The sequence below is a fragment of the Chitinophaga flava genome (genome assembly GCF_003308995.1).
GTDB lineage: Bacteria > Bacteroidota > Bacteroidia > Chitinophagales > Chitinophagaceae > Chitinophaga > Chitinophaga flava.
In genome coordinates this window covers 1,624,705-1,643,233 of the sequence record NZ_QFFJ01000002.1, presented here as the reverse complement: position 1 = coordinate 1,643,233, position 18,529 = coordinate 1,624,705, and the positions used below count along the sequence as shown (strand labels likewise).

Genomic DNA, 18,529 nt, shown 5'->3' with positions numbered 1-18,529 from the left:
TATCAGGGACATCAGCACACAATTATGCAACGGTAACGGCTGAACTGAGATATACATCCTGGATAGCATTCAACAGAGCAACGCCTTCATTCATAGGTCGTTGGAATGCTTTACGTCCGGATATAAGGCCCGCACCACCGGCTCTTTTGTTGATCACAGCAGATCTTACTGCATCTGCCAGATCAGCCTCTCCCTGAGAAGCGCCGCCTGAATTAATAAGTCCCATGCGCCCCATATAGCAGTTGGCCACCTGGTATCTGCAAAGATCTATCGGATTAGTAGTGGTGAGTTCGGTATAGATACGTTCATCCAGTTTACCATAGGAAGAGCTGCCGGTATTGAGCGCTTTATAGCCACCGTTTACTTCCGGCAGTTTCTGTTTGATAATATCCGCCTGTATAGTAACGCCCAGGTGATTGGCTTGTCCGGTGAGATCGGCGGCCAGGTGATAATCCACATCCTTTTTAAAAGCTTCATTACGGAGATAACACCAGAGGACGGTGGCCATGCCCAGCTCATGGGCCAGTTCAAAAGCCTGCGATACTTCCACCAGCTGGCGGTCAGCGTTATCGGAACCAAAATAGATAGTAGCCCCAACAGCTGCAGCACCCAGGTTCCATGCCTCCTGTACGGTACCATACATTACCTGGTCTGCTTTGTTAGGATAGGTAAGCAGTTCGTTATGATTGATTTTTACGATAAAGGGGATACGATGTGCATATGTGCGGGATACAGCTGCCAATACACCGAAGGTAGAGGCAACAGCGTTACAACCACCTTCTATGGCCAGTTTCACAATGTTTTCCGGATCGAAGTAAGCGGGATTTTTGGCAAAAGATGCGCCTGCACTATGTTCCACACCCTGATCTACCGGGAGGATAGACATATAACCCGTTCCGGCGAGGCGGCCGGAATTAAACAACTGTCCCAGACTACGCAGTACCTGCGGGTTACGGCTGGAAGGCCGATAAATTCGGTTAACGGTATCCGGACCGGGAAGATGCAGTAAATCTCTGGAGATGGTTTTACTTTCATGTTGTAAAAGTATATCGCTATCTTTACCTAGCAACTCGCTGATTTTTTCCAAGGATAACATAACAGGTTCTTTTTTGGTTAGACTAAATGTAAGGATTTAATCCTGCACAAAAACGTAGCCAGGAAAATTCCAGGACTTTCACTTCTACCGCATTATCCACTTTAAAGTAATCATTAGATGAAAACAATATTTATGACCGGTGTCACCGGCTATATCGGTGGTTCCATAGCGGCCAGGCTGATCAAAGCCGGTTACAGGGTAAACGGACTGGCAAGAAATGAAAAGGACTTTCCCGCATTAATAGAAGCTGGTATACAGCCAGTAGTCGGTACGCTGGATGATGAAGCCACTATTGCCTCTGCAGCCGAATCTGCTGATGCAGTCATCAACACCGCTTCGGCAGACAACCCTTATGTAGTGGCCACTATCCTCGAAGCGCTGGCCGGTACCCATAAAAAGTTCATCCATACATCAGGCTCCAGCATCGCAGGTGATAAAGCAAAAGGTGCCTATGCCATTATCGAACCATTTACTTTCATTCCTAAAAACCCAAGACTGGAAAAAGCAGCCCGTGTAGCGATAGACAGGGCCGTACTCGCCGCCGATGGACATTATATGGTCATCTGCCCTACTATGATTTATGGTACGGGCATGGGCCTCAAAAAAGATTCGGCGCAGGTACCTATGCTTACCGAAGCCGCCAGAGCAGCCGCTTGCGGCGTATACATCGGCACCGGTGAAAACCGCTGGTCCAACGTACATATAGAAGACCTCGCCAACTTATACCTACTGGTATTGGAACAAGCCCCTTCCGGTAGTTTTTATTATGCAGAAAATGGTATCAACTCCCTGAAGGAGATAGCTGCCGCCGTCAGCAAATCGCTGGGCTTCGGTGGTAAAACAAAATCACTCTCCATCGAAGAGGCCATCTCGTTATGGGGGATGGAAGGCGCCCACTTCGGGATGGGGTCCAACAGCATCGTATCGGCGGTGGCCGCACGCAGCCTGGGCTGGTTACCTTTGCACAACAACCTGCTGTCTACTATTGTGAAGACTGAACATGACTAACATCAATAAGCCCGGGGAGCCCCTTTCTCCGGCTTCTCCTCCCGTTCTTCTGAAACAGTCTCCGTTCCTTCAAATGCACCACCGGAACCATCATGAATAATCGTTTCAGGGGCTAATGGCTGTGTTTCAGGGTCTATAGGCCTGGAATCGTTCTCTGCTGGTATAATCATCATTTCCATATAGCAAAAATATGGAATATCCTTTGGTTTCCTACAGCAGCTGAATATACCATCATTGTTGTTTATCTTTGCTCCCCGAAAAAACAAAGTAAACATATGGTGACCCGTATCGCAATTATCCGTCATGGCTGTACATCCTGGAACAAAGCCGGCCGCCTGCAAGGGTATTCAGACATTCCCCTCGATGATGAAGGGCTGTCACAGGCACGCAAACTGGGACAACGTCTGGCCAGCGAACAATGGGACGTCGTATGTTCCAGCCACCTGATCCGCGCCCGCCAGACAGCTGCTATCGTAGCCGAAGAACTGGGCATTGACAGCATCTGGCAGGATATCCGTATCGGTGAGGCCGGTGGCGGCCAGGCCGAAGGTACCACTGAAGCCGAACGCCTCGCCAAATGGGGGCCAGACTGGAAACAAATGGACCTCGGCATGGAAACCAATACCGACGTGCTGGAAAGAGGCTTGTCTTTTCTGGAAGACCTCATCACCACCGAAGAAGGTAAACAAATCGTGCTCGTCACCCACGGCAGCTTTATCCGCCAGATACTGGCCTACCTGCTCCCGGAGATGCCACCACCACCTCCTATGGGCAATACCTCCGTCACCCGGCTCGAATATGCCAATGGCGAATGGACCTGCCATCTGTTTAACTCTGTGACACACCTGGAAGAAGTATAAACACCGTTATTTTATACGGCGCTGCTTAATCCATGTGGCCATATAAGCCAAGACATCAGGAGCAATCGTTTCTTCTATCTCTTCATATTCGGAGACAGACCCTGTCTTTGCATTCTGAAAAAGATGGTTTTTCCCTTCAAAAAGTTTAATAGTCACCTGCTTGTTGCCGCCGGCATGCAGCGCCTTCTCAATACGTTTCAGCTGCGAAGGCATTACCTGTTGGTCTTTACTGCCATTCATGGCCAGCACCGGGCATTTTACCTGTTTAACGATGGCAACCAGGTCGCGGGCAAAATCTGCACGACGAGGGACAGATAACAAACTGAGAAAGTCTTCTACACGAAGGGGATGGGAAAGCTCCATGATCAATCGGTCCTTGGCCGAAAGTTTTGCCACTTCCGGGTCCAGCTCCTTCAAACGGGCCGCCAGCTTCAATTTTGCAATGCTATCATTGGGCTCTGTTTTAATGATATTAAAAACTGCATCCAACACCTTCCTGTTTGTTGCAATACCCTGAGGAGTAGCTCCATGTAGCTTACCCACTGCTTCACAACCTTCATAATAACTAACCTCTGCCGGACAAGCACTGCCAGCCATCAGTACAACAAAAGCCACTTCAGGAGAAAGCGCTGCAATAGGGGCTATTTCTCCACCCAGACTATGTCCTATCAAGCCCACCGCCTGCGGATTGATTTCATGTCTTGTTTGCAGATACTGTACACCCGCTAATGCATCAGCCGCAAGATCTTCATTGGTAGCGGATTCATAATCACCTGTACTATTGCCCACACCCCGGTCATCCACCCTGAGTACGGCAATACCAGCACGGGTAAGGTAGTCTGCCAACACAAGAAATACTTTATGCGTAAAGATAGTTTCATTACGGTCGTTGGGACCGGAACCAGAGATAAGCACCACTGCCGGAAAACGGCTGCCCCCCGGTGGTAAGCTGAGCGTACCTGCCAACGATACGCCTGCAGCTTTATTAACGAATACAACATCCTCTTCCCGGTATGGCAAGGGCGGAACAGGCTCCTGTGGCCTTCTCAGCTTAACTACCGGCAACGCGGCAGTTCTGGTAAGATTCAATGTAAACTTACGTTTATCATTCATTAACAGAAACCCCGCGATCGTACTATCATTTACCAGTTGCCCTTCAAAGTGCGCACTCATTGTTGGAATATCCATTTGTAAATCCTTACCGGTAACACGAAGGTTTTCTACTTTTATATTGAAGTTCTTCTGATTGATGACATGCATCAGCGAGTGTAACCCACCCTCTATATCTTCGAAGATTTCAAAGGCTACCTGCGGCGGATCGCCTTCCAGTTTTAATGTACCTATCCAAACACCTTTTACATTTTGTGCCTGCAGAGAGAAAGAGATAGTAATAAGCAACAATAATAATGTGCAAGTCGATTTCATGTTTTTTATTACAAACTTAGCAGCCTTCTGCGCACCGATGGTGGCTAATCTGCAAACAACATACCCCGATATTTACAAAGGGCCATCCTTGCTCTCAATGCAGTTCACATAAAAAAAACATATGTTCATCAATTCTTCAAAAGAAATAGCAGGAATACCATTATTTTCAGCACCCATATGCAGTACTTGAAAAAAAGACGGATTGAAATAATCATTCATATTGCCATCTGGATAGCTGGTTATCTGTTATTTGCGCTGATCGCCAATACTGTTGGCGTTTTTAGCAATACACAGCAAACGCTTTTTTATCCGCTGACAATTGGAACACTGATCAATGCAGTTCTGTTTTATACGGCCGCACTGATTGTAATTCCCAGGTATGCGGCCGCAAAAAGAATAAAAACGCTGATATTATTACTGGTACTACTTTTTACCGGCATTACCTTCCTGAAGTCTGTCATCGATTTTCTCTTTTTCTCCAGTATTGTATCCACAGAAAAAGAACCATTCATAGAGCAGATAGCCATCAATATCGTATTTGATTTTATCCTACTCAGCATGGCCATGGCATACGGTTTTATCCGTACATGGCTGAAGAAGGAAGCGCAACAACAGGTGATACTCCAGGAAAAGCTGATGACGGAACTGAATTTCCTGAAGGCACAAATCAATCCACACTTTCTTTTTAACACATTAAATACAGCATACGCCAGTGCTACTTTGTATGGAGATGAACGCACTGCAGGTATTATAGATAAACTGAGTTACCTGATCCGGTATATGCTCTACGAAAGCAATGAAGATCAGGTATTATTACAGCAGGAAATCAGATACATGGAAAATTTTATTGAGCTGCAGCAACATCGCATCTCTGATGAAATCAAGGCTGATATCCGGTTTCAGCATCAGGTGGACAATCAGCATTATATTGCTCCGCTGTTGTTACTACCTTTCGTGGAGAATGCTTTCAAACATGGCATCCGGCTGGATGATCCTTCTTATATTCACATACTGCTGGAAGTGGCAGAGAACAAATTACTTTTCTCTGTAAAAAACAGTATTGGTGCAGTGCCTATGACGGAGCCGCATATTGGTGGCGTAGGACTTGAGAATGTAAAAAAACGACTGGCTTTGCTGTACCCATCCGGCCACCAGCTGCATGTCCGTCAGGATGATCAAAACTTTGACATATTGCTGGAGATAAAACTGAATACCCATGAAATGTATAGTGGTAGATGATGAGCCCTTTGCCCTGGCCCTCACACAACGATATATCGAACAAACACCGTTACTTCAATTGTCTGGCAGATTTACCAATCCATACAAAGCAATGGACTATCTGCTGCGCGAAGAAGTGGATCTTTTATTCCTCGACATTAATATGCCAGGCTTATCCGGCATGCATTTGCTGGCATCATTACCTGTACCGCCCATGGTAATTTTTACAACTGCCTACCCCGAATTTGGCGCGGAAAGTTATGAATACAATGCACTCGACTATCTGTTAAAACCCATTAATTACCCGCGATTCCTCAAAGCTGTCAATAAAGCAATTGCAGCAACAAATACCAAACCCGCCAGCACAAAAGCATCGGAAGAAATAATCATTAAAAGCGGGCAGCAACTCCATAGAATAAAAACAGATTCCATTCTATACATCGAAGCTGCCGGAAACTACATGTGTTTTCATACCCAGGAAAAGAAACTACTTGCCCTGATGAATATGAGCGAACTCCTGGAACTATTGCCGGCACAGGATTTCATCAGAATACACAAATCATATGTCATATCCCTGCCTCAGGTAACCATGTATGAAAAAAATATGGTAAGCTTACATCAGGTAACATTGCCGGTAGGCATGACCTACCGGCAACAGTTTCTGGATCGGTTGAATAAAAAATGAAGTAGTATTAAATTATTTTTTAGGATAAAGCATCTTAAATGCATTATACACCGATTGATGCATCATGGTAGCATGTACCTCATCCGGCAAATAGTCATAGAATGCAGTCGTCTCCGCTCCTCCGTATTTTTTCAGCACATCACGCAAGGCTATTGCATCCTCGTGCATGATGATGTTCTCATCCTTGTTGCAGGCGCCGATGTATACCTTTACCTTGGTTTTATTTTTTGCTGCCAACAGTGCAGGTGCTTCCTTTAAAAGCAATTCATTTCCCCACCAAAGGCTTGGACTCATAATGATATAGGTATCAAAAAGATCTCTATGCTTCAGCAAAATCTCTGTAGCCAACAATCCGGCAAAAGACTCGCCGATAACAGTTTTGTGATGGTTGGTTTTGTAACTGCTATTGATATAAGGCTGCAATTCCGTTGCGATAAATTTTATATAATTAGCGGAACCACCGTAACTTGGCAGCTGCTCTTTTTTAAATCCCATCTTCTTTAGAAAATCCAGGTTATCAACAGCAAAGGAACAATCCCTTCTCCGGTCAGTATTTTCAATGCCTACCACAATTGATTTTGGGAGACGATTAATCCAGGGCTGTGTATTAAACCGAATGATACCGGTAATGTGAAAAAAATCTTCTTCAACCCCACCATCGATAATATAAACCACAGGATACTTCGTAGTATCGTTGGGGTTATACCCTTCCGGCAGATAGATATTTATTTTTCTTTTCTCATTCAAAACCTTCGATTGAATTTCCTGGCTGTGGCCGATGACGATGGCATTTTCGGATTGTGCAAAAGAGAAAGTACTGATGAACAACAACAGAATGATGATACTTTTTTTCATTGATTAGTAGTTATTTCCTTATGGATGCTAAAGTAATTGAATTTACTGTATCTTACCGGCAATGGTAAACAAACAACTGGAACTGGCAAAAAAATCATTACTGGGATTATCAATTGGTGATGCCTTTGGTGAAACTTTTTTTGGGCAACGGCGCCGGGCTCACCGCCCAGGATACAGTACCGTTTGCATTATGGTGCGCCGCCCATCATCTTGACGATTTCGAAGAAGCTATCTGGACCGCCGTTAGCGGACTTGGTGACAGAGATACTATTGCGGCCATCACCGGCAGTATCGTTGTGTTATATGCCCCGGAAAATACGGTCCCTGAAGCGTGGACTCTACATGTGGAAAAGTTCGACACCTCCATATTCTACAAATAGGCTACCTGCCTGAAACATAAGCTGGCAGCTTCTTCCATCCGAAAATCAGCCATAACAAAACTGAAGGATGCCGTGTTATTTATGACGTTACATGCATTTCTTCACCTCAAAATTTCTCATCATGGCAACAGCAGTTAAAACCGACACTATTTACGACACCAAATGGTCATTGGCAACCCTCGAAGGCGAGCCCGTTAATAACAACAGCGATCCAATGATGGGCCCGGAAATGCCCTACTTTACCATATCACAGGATGGGTCATTTCAGGGCCGGTTTGGCCCGCTTCCAATACGTGGTGATTCCAATGTCGCCGGCAATGATATTGAATTTATATTAGCGCCTTACCCCAGGATATGGCCAGGTGAAACCGTTATGCGTTTAGTGAGTTATATGCATGCTGTCACCAGATTTACGCTCAATGACAGCGAACTAAAACTGTATAATGAAGACAAAGAGTTAGCTGGTTTTAAAGGTGCTTAATCCATAAATTAATCCAGTGGCCGATGATAAAATCCGTCACTGGATTTTTTTACAAAAAACAACTTATACCATCCCTATAGCCAATTTTATCCTCCATTCAAAGCCACTCCATCAATCCCCTCTCTCAAAGAAACATTTAATTTTATTTGAGTTTTTTTTATGTATCTTGTATAGATCATTGGTAGTTATGATCCGCTCATCCAATAGCAGCAGGGAGGAGGAAATTCTCCGCGGATTGCAACAGGAAGGCCCCCGAAGACGCTCTTATGAAGAGCAGTTATACCTGTTGTTTTATTACTTTATCCGTGAAGGGGTGCGTAAATATCGCCTCAACGAGGAAGACAGTGCCAGTGCCTATTCAGACACTATTATCAGTGTGATAGATAATATCGTATACAACCGCTTTGAAGGCAGGTCTTCCCTTAAATCATATATTTATCAGATTTTTTCCAATAAATGTGTTGACCTGAAAAGAAAAACTACGACTAATAAGGAAAGGGTTCATCAAACACATGATCTGGATACATTCATTACCATGTTACCGGACAACGCCCGTAATGTGGTACAACAACTGATAGATAACAGCAATCATTCCCTGCTGGAGAAAAAAATGCAGGAAATAGGTGAGAAATGTAAACAGCTGCTACTGCTTTTTGAAGATGGCTATAGCGACCGGGATATAGCCACTATGCTGGAATACAACTCCCCCGATGTTGCCAAAGTAAGCCGGCGCAGATGCATGGAAAAACTCAAAGAAAAAATGCTCCCTTTTAATCAATACTATGAGTGAGCTGGATTATATAGATGATTACTTTACCGGCGTCTTATCCTCGGAAGAGCGGCAGGTGTTTGAACAACGCTGTGCTGCCGAACAGACATTTGCCCGGGAAGTAGCTTTTTATCTGAGTAGCCGCACCCTGCTAAAGCAACAGCTGCGCGAACAAAAACAGCAGCAGTTCAAAGCGATAACACCTGCCCGCCCAAAGATGAGGCGGCTCCCGGCTTATCTCACAGCTGCAGCCATTTTGGCTGGTATCCTGCTCGCCAGCTGGTGGCTCTTTATCAAACCACCTTCTACTCAGCAGCTATCCGCCACTTATATCAACAAACACCTGTTGCAACTCAGTGTAACCATGCAGGGTAGCCCCGATAGCCTGCAAATGGGCATCACCGCCTACAACAACAAAGCCTACGACCACGCCGAAAAAATATTTCTGTCACTCTCCACACAGGAAGCCAGCGCCCCCGATGCCGTGAAATATCTGGGCCTCCTGTACCTCGTCACCCGAAAATATGATTCCGCTATCGTGCAGTTCGACCGGTTGATACAATACCCCATTTACGCCAACCCCGGGCCTTTTTACAAAGCACTGGCACTGCTGCAACGCGCCCGTCCGGGCGACCAGCAACAGGCCGGATCTCTGCTGGAAAAAGTACGCGACAACCAATTGCCCGGCAACCAACAAGCTATTGAATGGCTTAAACATATATAATCATGACATCTCGAAAGATGAACCCCTTCTTCTGGATATTGGCAGTCATCATCCTGCTGATCATTATTCTATTACTCCGGTACTGTAAAAGTCCGGCCACCCCTGAAAATCCCGGCTCGCCGGCCGATACTCCCCGTCATTATACCGATCAGCTGGTGATCTTCTTCAAACACCGGCCCTCAGCCGCCGCTTTAACCGCCATCAAAACCAACATGAAGAAAAACGGGATCGACACCGCTGCTATCACCACCCAACATTGTGATAACTGCGGCGATGCTGAAATAGAACTCTGGCAAGCCCCTAAAATCGAAACCTACGCCGTTGCAGAAAACGTGAAAGGCGGCGCCAGCACCGGCACCGGCAGTAATGGCGTTGGAGAAGACAGTCTCGCATACTACACTCAAAACTATATCATCAGCTCACCACCCGATATGCCCACCAAAACCCGGCGCGATTCCTTCTATATAAGACGCGGCACCGGCTCGGGCCCTTCGCATAAAAAAGATACTATAAAAGTGGCCATCCTGGATACCGGCATAGATCCTTACCTGATGAACTTCCCGGAATTTTTCTGGAAAAACCCCGGAGAAATACCTGCCAACGGCAAAGACGATGATGGCAACTGCCTCGCTGATGATATCAATGGCTGGAACTTTGTAGCCCGTAACAATGTCCTCACCGACGACAGCTACAATGGCCATGGCACACATATAGCCTTGTTCATACTCAACGAATTACGCCGCAACAATACCAACACACTACAGCTCATGACGCTGAAAACACACGACCATAAAGCAGAAGGAAGTTTGTTTAATATCGTATGCGCGCTCCTTTATGCAGCTAATAAAGGTGCGAATGTTATTAATGCCAGCTGGGGATTTTATAGTCAGCATGCACCCTGGCATCCGCTGGATTCCGTTATCACACAACTGCTTGCAGAAAAAGGAATCCTCTTCATCACCGCTGCCGGCAATAAAATGGAAGCAGCAGATGATAGCGCCGTGAAAGCCGGTATACCACTGGCCGCATTACGAAACCTGGATATACATCATTTCTATCCCGCATGTTTAGGCGGCAAACAAAACAACATCCTGGTAGTTACTACCACCGTTGACTCCATGGTAAGTCCCACTCAGAACCATTCCAAAAAATACGTTGACCTGGGCGTACAGGCAGATACCCTGGAAAATGGCTACCTGAAATTCCAGGTACCATTTACAACCGGACAACCGGTATTTGTCTCCGGCTCCTCTTTTGCCACCGCTATTGCTACCGGCAAAATCGCCGCCAACTGCTCACCGGCATTGTTCAAAGGAGGATTGAATAAGACAACATTTATCGACTCCCTTGGTGCAGACGTATTGCAGTCCGCCAAACTCATACAAAAAGGACAAGTGAAGCAGGGAAGATACATCAAACATCAATAATATATGTTATCCTCCCGGCAGATAACAATCATACTGAAAATATGCTGCAGGCAACTGTTAACACTCAGTTGCCTGCTCTGCTACTGTTACACCTGGTCTCAATGCCCGGCTACGACTACCTTCATGGAAAAAATCACCTCCATTGAACAAAGCAGCGACCCCAACACCATAAAACTCCGGCAGCTGGATTCCCTGCGAACGCTTTGTCTGCATTGTTTTCCACATAAGGACAGTATTTATGCCCGCATCGTTCACCGGATGGGGAACCTCTATCACCTCGAAGGTAACTGGACTCCCGCCCTCACCTATACGAAAGAAGCCATAGCAGTAAACAGCAGTGGAAAAGGCGCCAGCACTGCCTTTCTGGCCAACAGTTATTTCAACCTGGGACTGTTCTACAACAAACTTTATCTCTATCCTGAATCACATCGTTACTACGACAGCTGCATCCTCATCGGGACGAAGTACCCCGAAAAAACCGCCATCGCACTGATGGCCGCTGAAGCCAAAGCCTTTTCGCTGTATGAAAATGGTAATTACCAGCAGGCTATCGCTACCTCCGAACTGGGCATATTGCTGTCCAGAAACAGGCAGGATACCTTGTCAGAAATGATTATGCTGGCGCAGAAAGCACAGGCTTTGGTGGCAATCGACGATACCTCCGCCGGCGCCACCATGAGAAGAGCTTTACAACTATTACCCGCCAACGCTTTACCAGCTCACCAGGTAACCTGTTATACCATTTATGCCAGTATCCTGGGAAAAGAAAAACAGTATAAAGCAGCACTCTCCTATTATCAGCAAGCGCTGCAAGTAAACCGCACGCAACAACGATGGAATCAATGTGCCCTCAACCTGATCGATATCGGCAACCTATGGGCAGATGATCTCAAAGAAACAACCAAAGCCATTGGCTGCTACCGCGAAGGCATCGGGTTCGCCCAAAAATCAGGTGATCCCTATCTGCTGGCAGGCGTATACAACAATATCGGTACTGCCTATTGGAAACAACATCAGTACAAAAAAGCACTCGATTATTATCAGCAGGGGCTGAACACCCTTCCCATTCACTTTACCGCTACAAACCTGGAATATAACCCCGGTTACGTTCAATTACGCGAGGCTGCCAATGACTATTTTGTATATACCCTGCTGGCCAACAAAGGCGAATCATTGCTGGCACTATACCATTCCACAAAAAACAACAGCTGGCTGCATGCTGCCCTCTCAGCATTCCAGGCGGCCGATATGTCGGTAGACCTGATGCGCTGGAAGCAGTATGGAGAGCCCACCTACCTCTTCTGGAGAAACCGCACCCGGAAAATGTACCAGCAGGCCATCGAAACCTGTTACCTGCTACAGGATGCACCCGCAGCACTTCGCTTTTTCGAAAAAAGCAGGGCGGTACTACTAAATGATAAATTAAATGAACTGGGCGCCCGTAAATATTTATCGCCCGCAGACCTCGCCCAGGAACAGGAATTACGGATACGAACGGTATCCCTGCAACAGCAACTGGATGCCGCAGCACCCAACACACCCGCCCATGAAACCTTGTACCAGCAACTGCTGAATGCACGTAATGCGCTGGAACGTTTTATACGAAATCTCGAAAAACAACATCCGGCATATTATCAATATAAATATGATACAGCAGTAGTAACAGTAACGGATATACAAAAAAAATTACTGACAGAAGGCACCACCCTGTTAACCTATTTTACAGGAGACAGCAGCACCTTTGTACTCAGCATTTCAGCCAACAGTTGCCGGTTGCTGAAAACCGGCTTCCATAGTGAAGAAGTACAGGAATTCCTGCAGCTCTGCACCCATTCATCACTGCTGGAAACGCAGCATCAGCGCTACCTCCAGCTGGCACACCAGTTGTATAAACAACTGTTTGCTCCGCTGCAGCTGTCAGGCCACAGTGTGATCATCTCTCCCGATGAATATCTTCTCCCTTTTGAAATATTACAATCCGATAGTACAAATCCGGGTAGTTATCTCCTGAAACAATATGCCTTTAGTTACACCTATGCAGCCGCCTCTCTCCTGAAAGGCCGTCAGGAAAGAACCGCAGGCGCTCATACGCTGCTGGGCATCGCCCCGGTACAATATGCGGATTATCTGCAACAGTCACCACTGCAGGGTGCGGACCAATCATTACGCAGGATTGGTAAAAACTATGATGACATGTTGGGACTTTATACACAGCACGCCAGCCGGCAACAATTTCTGGAACAGCTGCCCCGTAGTAGTATTGTACAGCTATATTCCCATGCCAGTGCCGGCAGTGCAGACAAAGATCCAGTACTATACCTGTCAGACTCTGCTCTCTACCTGCCGGAGATACAACTGTTGCATAACCCTGTCACGGCACTCATTATCCTATCTACCTGCGAAGGCGGCGTAGGCAGGCAGGCCCATGGCGAGGGTGTACTCAGCCTCGCCCGCGGATTTGCACTCACCGGCATTCCCGCTATTGTGACCACTTTATGGCAGGTAGATAATGAAGCTACCTATGCACTCACCGAAAACTTCCACCATTTTCTGCAACAGGGCATGCGAAAGGATGTTGCCCTCCAGCAAGCCAAACTTCTATTTCTAAAAAACAATGATAGCGGCAGACAGCTACCCTATTTCTGGGCTGCCAGCATCCTGATCGGAGATACTTCCCCAATACCTGCTGTTACCTCCCACCGTAACGGACACACGTTTATTTACATACTAGCCGCCCTGGTAGCCATTTCTGTGTCCATCTTTTTTATTTTGAAAAAAAACAGGTAAACGTTGTTTCCCTTTTTTCCTCCTGCACCGACTAATACTATTAACCGGTACTCCGGATATATTATTTACACTCCAAAAAAATTACAATGGAAAACGTTAGCACTTTAGAAAATTTACAGTTCTCCTTGCAGCGCCAGGTGTTATCATTCGTAAAGATCCTGATAGACAAATTCCCAAACCCCGATGATAATGGCCCTTATGGTCCTTATGGCCCTGTGATCCGTGGCATAGGCCATATTACTGCAAACGGTACTCACATTGCACACAGTGGCATTTCATATGCACGTGCCATTGCCTTCAATGTCATCAATAACACTCAGGTAATTCACTACAGCAATCCGCAGTCAGTGTCCAAATTCATGGACGATGTTGTGGATGACCTTTGCCCAAGGCCTAAAAAGCCGCATCCGAAATTCGATGCGCTCGATTACCTGGTGATAGGTTATGAATTAATGACTGCAGCAGAACATGCGCAGGTAGAAACATTAAAACGTGCCTTTCATTCATCTGCCAACATACTGATCAAAGCCGGTCTGGATCAGCTCTCCCAGTAGTTTATTTTAATCGTAAAAGTTAATTGAAATGAGAAATTTATTCATCTCATGCGTACTCCTCATGAGTATACTAGCCCTTTCACTCAATAGTTGTAAGAAAGGCAGTGATGGGCCCGCAGGACCTGCAGGGGCTACCGGAACTACTGGTCCGGTAGGACCGGCCGGCAGCGCCAATGTCATCTATTCTCCATGGGTGCCCACTGCTACCTGGACCGCTTCTACTACCTCCACAGGCACCGGCAAAAAAACCTTCTATTTCGACATAAACGATCCTAAAGTGACACAAGATGTTATCGATAAAGGAGTCGTGCTCGTATATATGAAGTTCATAGCAGATCCCGACGGAGCCGGCATTGCAAAACTGCTGCCCAGTATATACTATAACCTTGGCGGAGCAGATATGCAATACCGCTTTCAGTATGGCTTATTCCTGAATATCGTCAGAGTGATCTGTGATGTGGTGCCCAATGGAAGTCCCGCCACCACCAATATGGTACGGTACGTGATTATACCCGGCGGTGTAGCCAACACACGTACCGCCGCCACCGATTATAGCAAAATGAGCTATGAAGAGGTGTGTAGATTATATAATATACCGAATTAACACCCGGACTGAAAAATTGAAGCCGCCTCTCATCAGGGAGACGGCTTCCCCGTTTTAATTAATTATTATATAGCGGCTCTACCAGCCCTGCTAAACAACCAAAACAATTATAAACAGCCGTATTCCGCTTTCTGATATGTTGGTAAAGCAGATAATTCCTGTCATCAATATCTACTCCTCTTTTGAGCAGTATATCTATGGCTGTCACGCCATAGGCCTGTTCTTCGGGCAACAGGTGTTGTAGCATGCGCGCAATTTCAGGAAATGAATTCTCTTCTTCAATCAATGCATGAATATACTTACCTCTGCTTGTTAACTGGTTCGCGAAACCACAATTCATAGCGTACATCGTGTTGGCAGATAATTCATTGACCAGGTCATTCAGTGTTTTCTTTGATCCGTATATCCGGTTGCGTAGCCGCAGAAACGTGGAAGCACCCACACTATCGTACTGATAAAGCCGGAGCGGCTCAGGGGCATCTTTGTAATCTGACGCTTTCCTCCACAGGTCCTCACAACTATAGGCCGTCAGCATAAATACGGAATCATTTCTCACCAGCATGTTTATAAAATAGTTCATCGGCCAGTAAGATACCTGATAGCGGATATGGTAAAAACCTACATCCAGTGGTCTGTGAATATTCTTTACCACCTGACTTCTGGAAGGCATATAGTGCTTCAGCAAAGTGTCTAACCGTTTAGTCAGGCGGGATACCGACCTTTCCTCCTTTACGATCAGCCCCAGTTTATTAAACTCAGCCTGCTGGATCGTCTGGCCATACACTTTGCCAATACAACAAAATACCAATAGTAATAGGATCATCCTGATGATCGGCATAGGGAAACAGTTTAGTGCCCTTAAGGTAATTATTTTTTCTTTTTACCGGAGGATGATCAGAGGGAATGCTTATTGGCCTTATGTTTTAAGGAGATTGACTTCTTGCCGAAAATGGTAGCGCTGAAAAGCGGAATTTTGGAGCCATTAAGAACAGAGAAGCTTTATGGAGAAGTTTACCTTGTACTTCTATAGAGAAACCTGCTGTTTTATGGAGAAGCTTTCCATGTTTTTTATAGAGAGATGCTCCCCTGCTGTTTTTATTTTTTTTGGTAGATAAAAATCCTCTCAGTAATTTTGTAAGGTAAACTTATTAGTTTATCTACATAATATAAATATGAACACATTAGCAACAGCATCTTCACTACGTACCTGCATCTCCCACCTTACCAAACGGCTGCGCAAGCAGGTGTATTCTACGGGAGAACTGTCTTTCAGTGAAATGACTGTCATGTCTCATGTTTACCACCAGGGGCCGCTATTCCCTTCTGAGCTGGCAGAGCTGGTGAAAGTAAAAAACCAGTCCATGTCACAGATGCTCAACAACCTGGAAGCGGAAACACTCATCGTCCGTACACCTTCTGAAGATGACAAGCGTAAAGTGCTGGTATCCATTACTGCAAAAGGGAAAAAGATGGTAGACAAATCCCGGTCTGAGCGCGACGAATGGCTGGCCACCGCCATCAACAACACCCTCACGGAAAAAGAAAAAAAGATGCTGGCAGAAGCGTTGCCCCTGCTCAGCAAAATAGCTGACTATAAATAAAACAAACGGACCATGATAACCCGTATCGACAAAAACACCGCCCTGGTGCTCATCGACTTCCAGTTGGGCGTCACCAGCATGGCTTTAGCCCACCCTATAGCCGCCGTTGTACACAACGCCGCCCTGCTGGCGGCTGCTTTCCGCAAAGCCGGACTGCCAGTAGTGGTAGTACATGTAAACCCGATAGGCTCTCCTGCTATGATGGTAAGAGCTGAAGTCAGCTCCATGCCTAAAGATCCGGCAGCACAAAAACAACGCCTGGAAGCGATGACTGCCGGCGGATTCTTCAACATCGTGCCGGAAATCAATATACAACCCGAAGACATCCGTATCACTAAAACCACCTGGAACGCCTTTGCCCACACACCACTGCTCAGCATCCTGCAAGAGAAAAACATCACCGGCATTGTGCTGGCAGGTGTTTCTACCAGCATTGGCGTGGAAAGCACCGCCAGAACAGCCAACGAAAACGGACTCAACATCACCTTTGCCACCGACGCCATGACCGACACCCAGCTCGCATGCCACGAAAACAGCCTGCGATACATCTTCCCCCGCATCGGAGAAACAGGCACCACCGCAGACATCCTGCATCATCTGAGCGTAAGTGAAAAATAAAGATCGTATATCCGTTAAGTTTATGGCGCCGTTGGTACTCGGCACCATGATGAACCCGCTTAACTCCACCATGCTGGCAACAGCACTCACAACCATCTGCCAGTCGTTCGGCAGGAACATCAGCGACGGCGCCTTCCTTATCACGCCACAGTACCTCACTTCCACCATTGGCCTGCCACTGATGGGAAGACTGGCAGACCTCTACAGCCCCAGGAAAATAAACCAGCTCGGCTTTCTGCTGGTGCTGATGGCCGGCATAATCGGCACCTTCGCACCATCCTTCAGCTGGCTCATCGTCTCCAGGGTAATATTGGGACTCGGCACCTCTGCCGCCTACCCATCTGCCATGGCGCTGGTCAATAAAAAATATGCAGATGAAGGCCGGGCAGTACCCGGCTCTGTACTCGGTATCATTTCCGTAGCAGGGCTGGGAAGTATGGCCCTGGGCCCCGTACTGGGCGGACTACTCTCACAAACACTGGGCTGGAAAGGTATTTTCTTCATCAACATTCCTTGGGTATTAGTAGCCCTCTGGCTAGCCCGTGCATTGCCGGATACCCCGCCAGCAGAACCAATCAGCATACGCCAGCTGCCCGCCAGACTGGATGCTCCCGGGATTCTGCTCTTCAGCAGCACCTTATTAACACTGTTATTGTTGTTACTGCGTCCTACCTTTTCCTGGAGCGGCACAGGCCTGCTGCTGGCACTGCTGTTGTCACTCGTCATATGGGAACGCCGGCAAAACAACCCATTCATAGATGTACGCCTGTTTGCCAGGCAACCATCTTTGTTAATGGTATATATCAGTGGCATGGCCGCCAGTTACGTTATGTACCTGTTGTTATTTTCATTGCCGCAATGGATGGAAAGCGTGAAGCATATTTCTCCCGCGCACACCGGTCTTTTGTTATTACCCATGTCGCTGGCATCCGCAGCTGCAGGACTAATCATTTCCCGATACGATAGCCTGCTCCTGAAAAACGTGGCCGGTATCCTATGTACAGCCATGACCTGCGCAGCTTTATTTGCGGTTCATGCAGACATATCACTTTATCTGCTCACCGGCATCACCCTGCTGGTAGGACTATCCACCGGTATCAATCCTATTGCTAACCAGGCTTCGTTGTATGCCGAAGCACCACCCGGACAAATAGGTATATCCTTCGGATTATACCGCACCTTCGGTTATCTGGGGGCCATCCTTTCCGGCTCACAGCTGAAAACACTATACCGCCAAGGCATCTCAGACAAAAGCTTTCATCTGATGGCATGGTTTGCCGTTGCCAGCTGTGTATTGATGATCCTGCTCTTCCTGCCGTCAATATCCCGTAAAAAACAGCTGGCAGCAGAGATCCTGCGATAAATGTTTTTATGCCGCAAGTTTGGCGTATTAGCCCCCCGTTGAAACGATTCAGATCCTGTAAGTTTGTAGTACAA

Annotated in this window: 20 protein-coding genes; 15 read left to right on the top strand and 5 right to left on the bottom strand. The window is 46.7% G+C overall.

Annotated features, from left to right (window positions below; translation table 11 throughout):
* Nucleotides 1-22: 22 nt before the first annotated feature.
* Nucleotides 23-1,096 carry a class I fructose-bisphosphate aldolase gene (locus DF182_RS22940; protein WP_113618124.1) on the bottom strand — a complete coding sequence of 358 codons (1,074 nt, stop codon included), beginning with the start codon at nucleotides 1,094-1,096 and terminating at the stop codon, nucleotides 23-25.
* Nucleotides 1,097-1,213: 117 nt separating this feature from the next.
* Here DF182_RS22940 and DF182_RS22935 point away from each other — a divergent pair, with 117 nt between their 5' ends.
* The gene (locus DF182_RS22935) at nucleotides 1,214-2,104 is read left to right on the top strand and encodes an NAD-dependent epimerase/dehydratase family protein (protein ID WP_113618123.1); all 891 of its coding nucleotides are present in this window, start codon (nucleotides 1,214-1,216) and stop codon (nucleotides 2,102-2,104) included.
* Nucleotides 2,105-2,106: 2 nt separating this feature from the next.
* On the opposite strand, the gene DF182_RS32355 is transcribed toward DF182_RS22935, so the two are convergent.
* Complete coding sequence (locus DF182_RS32355) at nucleotides 2,107-2,283, bottom strand: hypothetical protein (protein WP_153260011.1); 177 nt, start codon at nucleotides 2,281-2,283, stop codon at nucleotides 2,107-2,109.
* A gap of 96 nt (nucleotides 2,284-2,379) precedes the next feature.
* Here DF182_RS32355 and DF182_RS22925 point away from each other — a divergent pair, with 96 nt between their 5' ends.
* Complete coding sequence (locus DF182_RS22925) at nucleotides 2,380-2,964, top strand: histidine phosphatase family protein (protein WP_211327189.1); 585 nt, start codon at nucleotides 2,380-2,382, stop codon at nucleotides 2,962-2,964.
* A 6-nt stretch (nucleotides 2,965-2,970) separates the two neighbouring features.
* On the opposite strand, the gene DF182_RS22920 is transcribed toward DF182_RS22925, so the two are convergent.
* Nucleotides 2,971-4,389 carry an alpha/beta hydrolase family protein gene (locus tag DF182_RS22920; protein WP_113618121.1) on the bottom strand — a complete coding sequence of 473 codons (1,419 nt, stop codon included), beginning with the start codon at nucleotides 4,387-4,389 and terminating at the stop codon, nucleotides 2,971-2,973.
* Between the two features lie 177 nt (nucleotides 4,390-4,566).
* On the opposite strand from DF182_RS22920, the gene DF182_RS22915 reads away from it, so the two are divergent.
* Nucleotides 4,567-5,628, top strand: a complete 1,062-nt coding sequence (locus tag DF182_RS22915; RefSeq protein WP_113618120.1) for a sensor histidine kinase — start codon at nucleotides 4,567-4,569, stop codon at nucleotides 5,626-5,628.
* Complete coding sequence (locus DF182_RS22910) at nucleotides 5,606-6,292, top strand: LytR/AlgR family response regulator transcription factor (RefSeq protein ID WP_113618119.1); 687 nt, start codon at nucleotides 5,606-5,608, stop codon at nucleotides 6,290-6,292. The genes DF182_RS22915 and DF182_RS22910 overlap by 23 nt, the downstream gene beginning before the upstream one ends.
* 12 nt (nucleotides 6,293-6,304) lie before the next feature.
* Here DF182_RS22910 and DF182_RS22905 read toward each other — a convergent pair whose 3' ends face one another.
* Nucleotides 6,305-7,147 carry an alpha/beta hydrolase gene (locus DF182_RS22905; RefSeq protein WP_113618118.1) on the bottom strand — a complete coding sequence of 281 codons (843 nt, stop codon included), beginning with the start codon at nucleotides 7,145-7,147 and terminating at the stop codon, nucleotides 6,305-6,307.
* A gap of 128 nt (nucleotides 7,148-7,275) precedes the next feature.
* Here DF182_RS22905 and DF182_RS22900 point away from each other — a divergent pair, with 128 nt between their 5' ends.
* The 8 genes from DF182_RS22900 (at nucleotide 7,276) to DF182_RS22865 (ending at nucleotide 14,873) form a co-directional block, all read left to right on the top strand.
* Entirely contained in the window at nucleotides 7,276-7,527 is a 252-nt protein-coding gene (locus DF182_RS22900; protein WP_245957630.1) for an ADP-ribosylglycohydrolase family protein, read from the top strand.
* Nucleotides 7,528-7,648: 121 nt separating this feature from the next.
* A complete protein-coding gene (locus tag DF182_RS22895; protein ID WP_147243515.1) occupies nucleotides 7,649-8,008 on the top strand; it encodes an META domain-containing protein in 360 nt (119 codons plus the stop codon).
* Between the two features lie 187 nt (nucleotides 8,009-8,195).
* Complete coding sequence (locus DF182_RS22890) at nucleotides 8,196-8,798, top strand: RNA polymerase sigma factor (protein WP_113618115.1); 603 nt, start codon at nucleotides 8,196-8,198, stop codon at nucleotides 8,796-8,798.
* Nucleotides 8,791-9,501, top strand: coding sequence for a tetratricopeptide repeat protein (locus DF182_RS22885; protein WP_113618114.1), 711 nt, complete (start codon nucleotides 8,791-8,793; stop codon nucleotides 9,499-9,501). Before DF182_RS22890 ends, DF182_RS22885 begins: the two co-directional genes overlap by 8 nt.
* 2 nt (nucleotides 9,502-9,503) lie before the next feature.
* On the top strand, nucleotides 9,504-10,928 hold the full coding sequence (locus DF182_RS22880; protein WP_113618113.1) for a S8 family serine peptidase: 1,425 nt from the start codon (nucleotides 9,504-9,506) through the stop codon (nucleotides 10,926-10,928).
* Between the two features lie 3 nt (nucleotides 10,929-10,931).
* Complete coding sequence (locus DF182_RS22875; protein WP_113618112.1) at nucleotides 10,932-13,715, top strand: CHAT domain-containing protein; 2,784 nt, start codon at nucleotides 10,932-10,934, stop codon at nucleotides 13,713-13,715.
* A gap of 86 nt (nucleotides 13,716-13,801) precedes the next feature.
* Nucleotides 13,802-14,269 carry a hypothetical protein gene (locus DF182_RS22870; RefSeq protein WP_113618111.1) on the top strand — a complete coding sequence of 156 codons (468 nt, stop codon included), beginning with the start codon at nucleotides 13,802-13,804 and terminating at the stop codon, nucleotides 14,267-14,269.
* Between the two features lie 28 nt (nucleotides 14,270-14,297).
* A complete protein-coding gene (locus DF182_RS22865) occupies nucleotides 14,298-14,873 on the top strand; it encodes a collagen-like protein (RefSeq protein WP_153260010.1) in 576 nt (191 codons plus the stop codon).
* 58 nt (nucleotides 14,874-14,931) lie between these two features.
* Here DF182_RS22865 and DF182_RS22860 read toward each other — a convergent pair whose 3' ends face one another.
* Complete coding sequence (locus tag DF182_RS22860) at nucleotides 14,932-15,711, bottom strand: hypothetical protein (RefSeq protein WP_113618109.1); 780 nt, start codon at nucleotides 15,709-15,711, stop codon at nucleotides 14,932-14,934.
* Between the two features lie 334 nt (nucleotides 15,712-16,045).
* On the opposite strand from DF182_RS22860, the gene DF182_RS22855 reads away from it, so the two are divergent.
* The 3 genes from DF182_RS22855 to DF182_RS22845 are packed head-to-tail and all read left to right on the top strand — an operon-like array spanning nucleotide 16,046 to nucleotide 18,455.
* A complete protein-coding gene (locus tag DF182_RS22855) occupies nucleotides 16,046-16,474 on the top strand; it encodes a MarR family winged helix-turn-helix transcriptional regulator (RefSeq protein WP_113618108.1) in 429 nt (142 codons plus the stop codon).
* A gap of 12 nt (nucleotides 16,475-16,486) precedes the next feature.
* Complete coding sequence (locus DF182_RS22850; RefSeq protein WP_113618107.1) at nucleotides 16,487-17,092, top strand: isochorismatase family protein; 606 nt, start codon at nucleotides 16,487-16,489, stop codon at nucleotides 17,090-17,092.
* Complete coding sequence (locus DF182_RS22845) at nucleotides 17,082-18,455, top strand: MFS transporter (protein ID WP_147243514.1); 1,374 nt, start codon at nucleotides 17,082-17,084, stop codon at nucleotides 18,453-18,455. Before DF182_RS22850 ends, DF182_RS22845 begins: the two co-directional genes overlap by 11 nt.
* The last annotated feature ends 74 nt before the right edge of the window (nucleotides 18,456-18,529 follow it).

What these genes read in the sequence shown, in the direction of transcription:
- DF182_RS22940 (WP_113618124.1), bottom strand. Translation starts at nt 1,096, where the DNA reads ATGTTATCCTTGGAAAAAATCAGCGAGTTGCTAGGTAAAGATAGCGAT.
- DF182_RS22935 (WP_113618123.1), top strand. Translation starts at nt 1,214, where the DNA reads ATGAAAACAATATTTATGACCGGTGTCACCGGCTATATCGGTGGTTCC.
- DF182_RS32355 (WP_153260011.1), bottom strand. Translation starts at nt 2,283, where the DNA reads ATGGAAATGATGATTATACCAGCAGAGAACGATTCCAGGCCTATAGAC.
- DF182_RS22925 (WP_211327189.1), top strand. Translation starts at nt 2,380, where the DNA reads ATGGTGACCCGTATCGCAATTATCCGTCATGGCTGTACATCCTGGAAC.
- DF182_RS22920 (WP_113618121.1), bottom strand. Translation starts at nt 4,389, where the DNA reads ATGAAATCGACTTGCACATTATTATTGTTGCTTATTACTATCTCTTTC.
- DF182_RS22915 (WP_113618120.1), top strand. Translation starts at nt 4,567, where the DNA reads ATGCAGTACTTGAAAAAAAGACGGATTGAAATAATCATTCATATTGCC.
- DF182_RS22910 (WP_113618119.1), top strand. Translation starts at nt 5,606, where the DNA reads ATGAAATGTATAGTGGTAGATGATGAGCCCTTTGCCCTGGCCCTCACA.
- DF182_RS22905 (WP_113618118.1), bottom strand. Translation starts at nt 7,147, where the DNA reads ATGAAAAAAAGTATCATCATTCTGTTGTTGTTCATCAGTACTTTCTCT.
- DF182_RS22895 (WP_147243515.1), top strand. Translation starts at nt 7,649, where the DNA reads ATGGCAACAGCAGTTAAAACCGACACTATTTACGACACCAAATGGTCA.
- DF182_RS22890 (WP_113618115.1), top strand. Translation starts at nt 8,196, where the DNA reads ATGATCCGCTCATCCAATAGCAGCAGGGAGGAGGAAATTCTCCGCGGA.
- DF182_RS22885 (WP_113618114.1), top strand. Translation starts at nt 8,791, where the DNA reads ATGAGTGAGCTGGATTATATAGATGATTACTTTACCGGCGTCTTATCC.
- DF182_RS22880 (WP_113618113.1), top strand. Translation starts at nt 9,504, where the DNA reads ATGACATCTCGAAAGATGAACCCCTTCTTCTGGATATTGGCAGTCATC.
- DF182_RS22875 (WP_113618112.1), top strand. Translation starts at nt 10,932, where the DNA reads ATGTTATCCTCCCGGCAGATAACAATCATACTGAAAATATGCTGCAGG.
- DF182_RS22870 (WP_113618111.1), top strand. Translation starts at nt 13,802, where the DNA reads ATGGAAAACGTTAGCACTTTAGAAAATTTACAGTTCTCCTTGCAGCGC.
- DF182_RS22865 (WP_153260010.1), top strand. Translation starts at nt 14,298, where the DNA reads ATGAGAAATTTATTCATCTCATGCGTACTCCTCATGAGTATACTAGCC.
- DF182_RS22860 (WP_113618109.1), bottom strand. Translation starts at nt 15,711, where the DNA reads ATGCCGATCATCAGGATGATCCTATTACTATTGGTATTTTGTTGTATT.
- DF182_RS22855 (WP_113618108.1), top strand. Translation starts at nt 16,046, where the DNA reads ATGAACACATTAGCAACAGCATCTTCACTACGTACCTGCATCTCCCAC.
- DF182_RS22850 (WP_113618107.1), top strand. Translation starts at nt 16,487, where the DNA reads ATGATAACCCGTATCGACAAAAACACCGCCCTGGTGCTCATCGACTTC.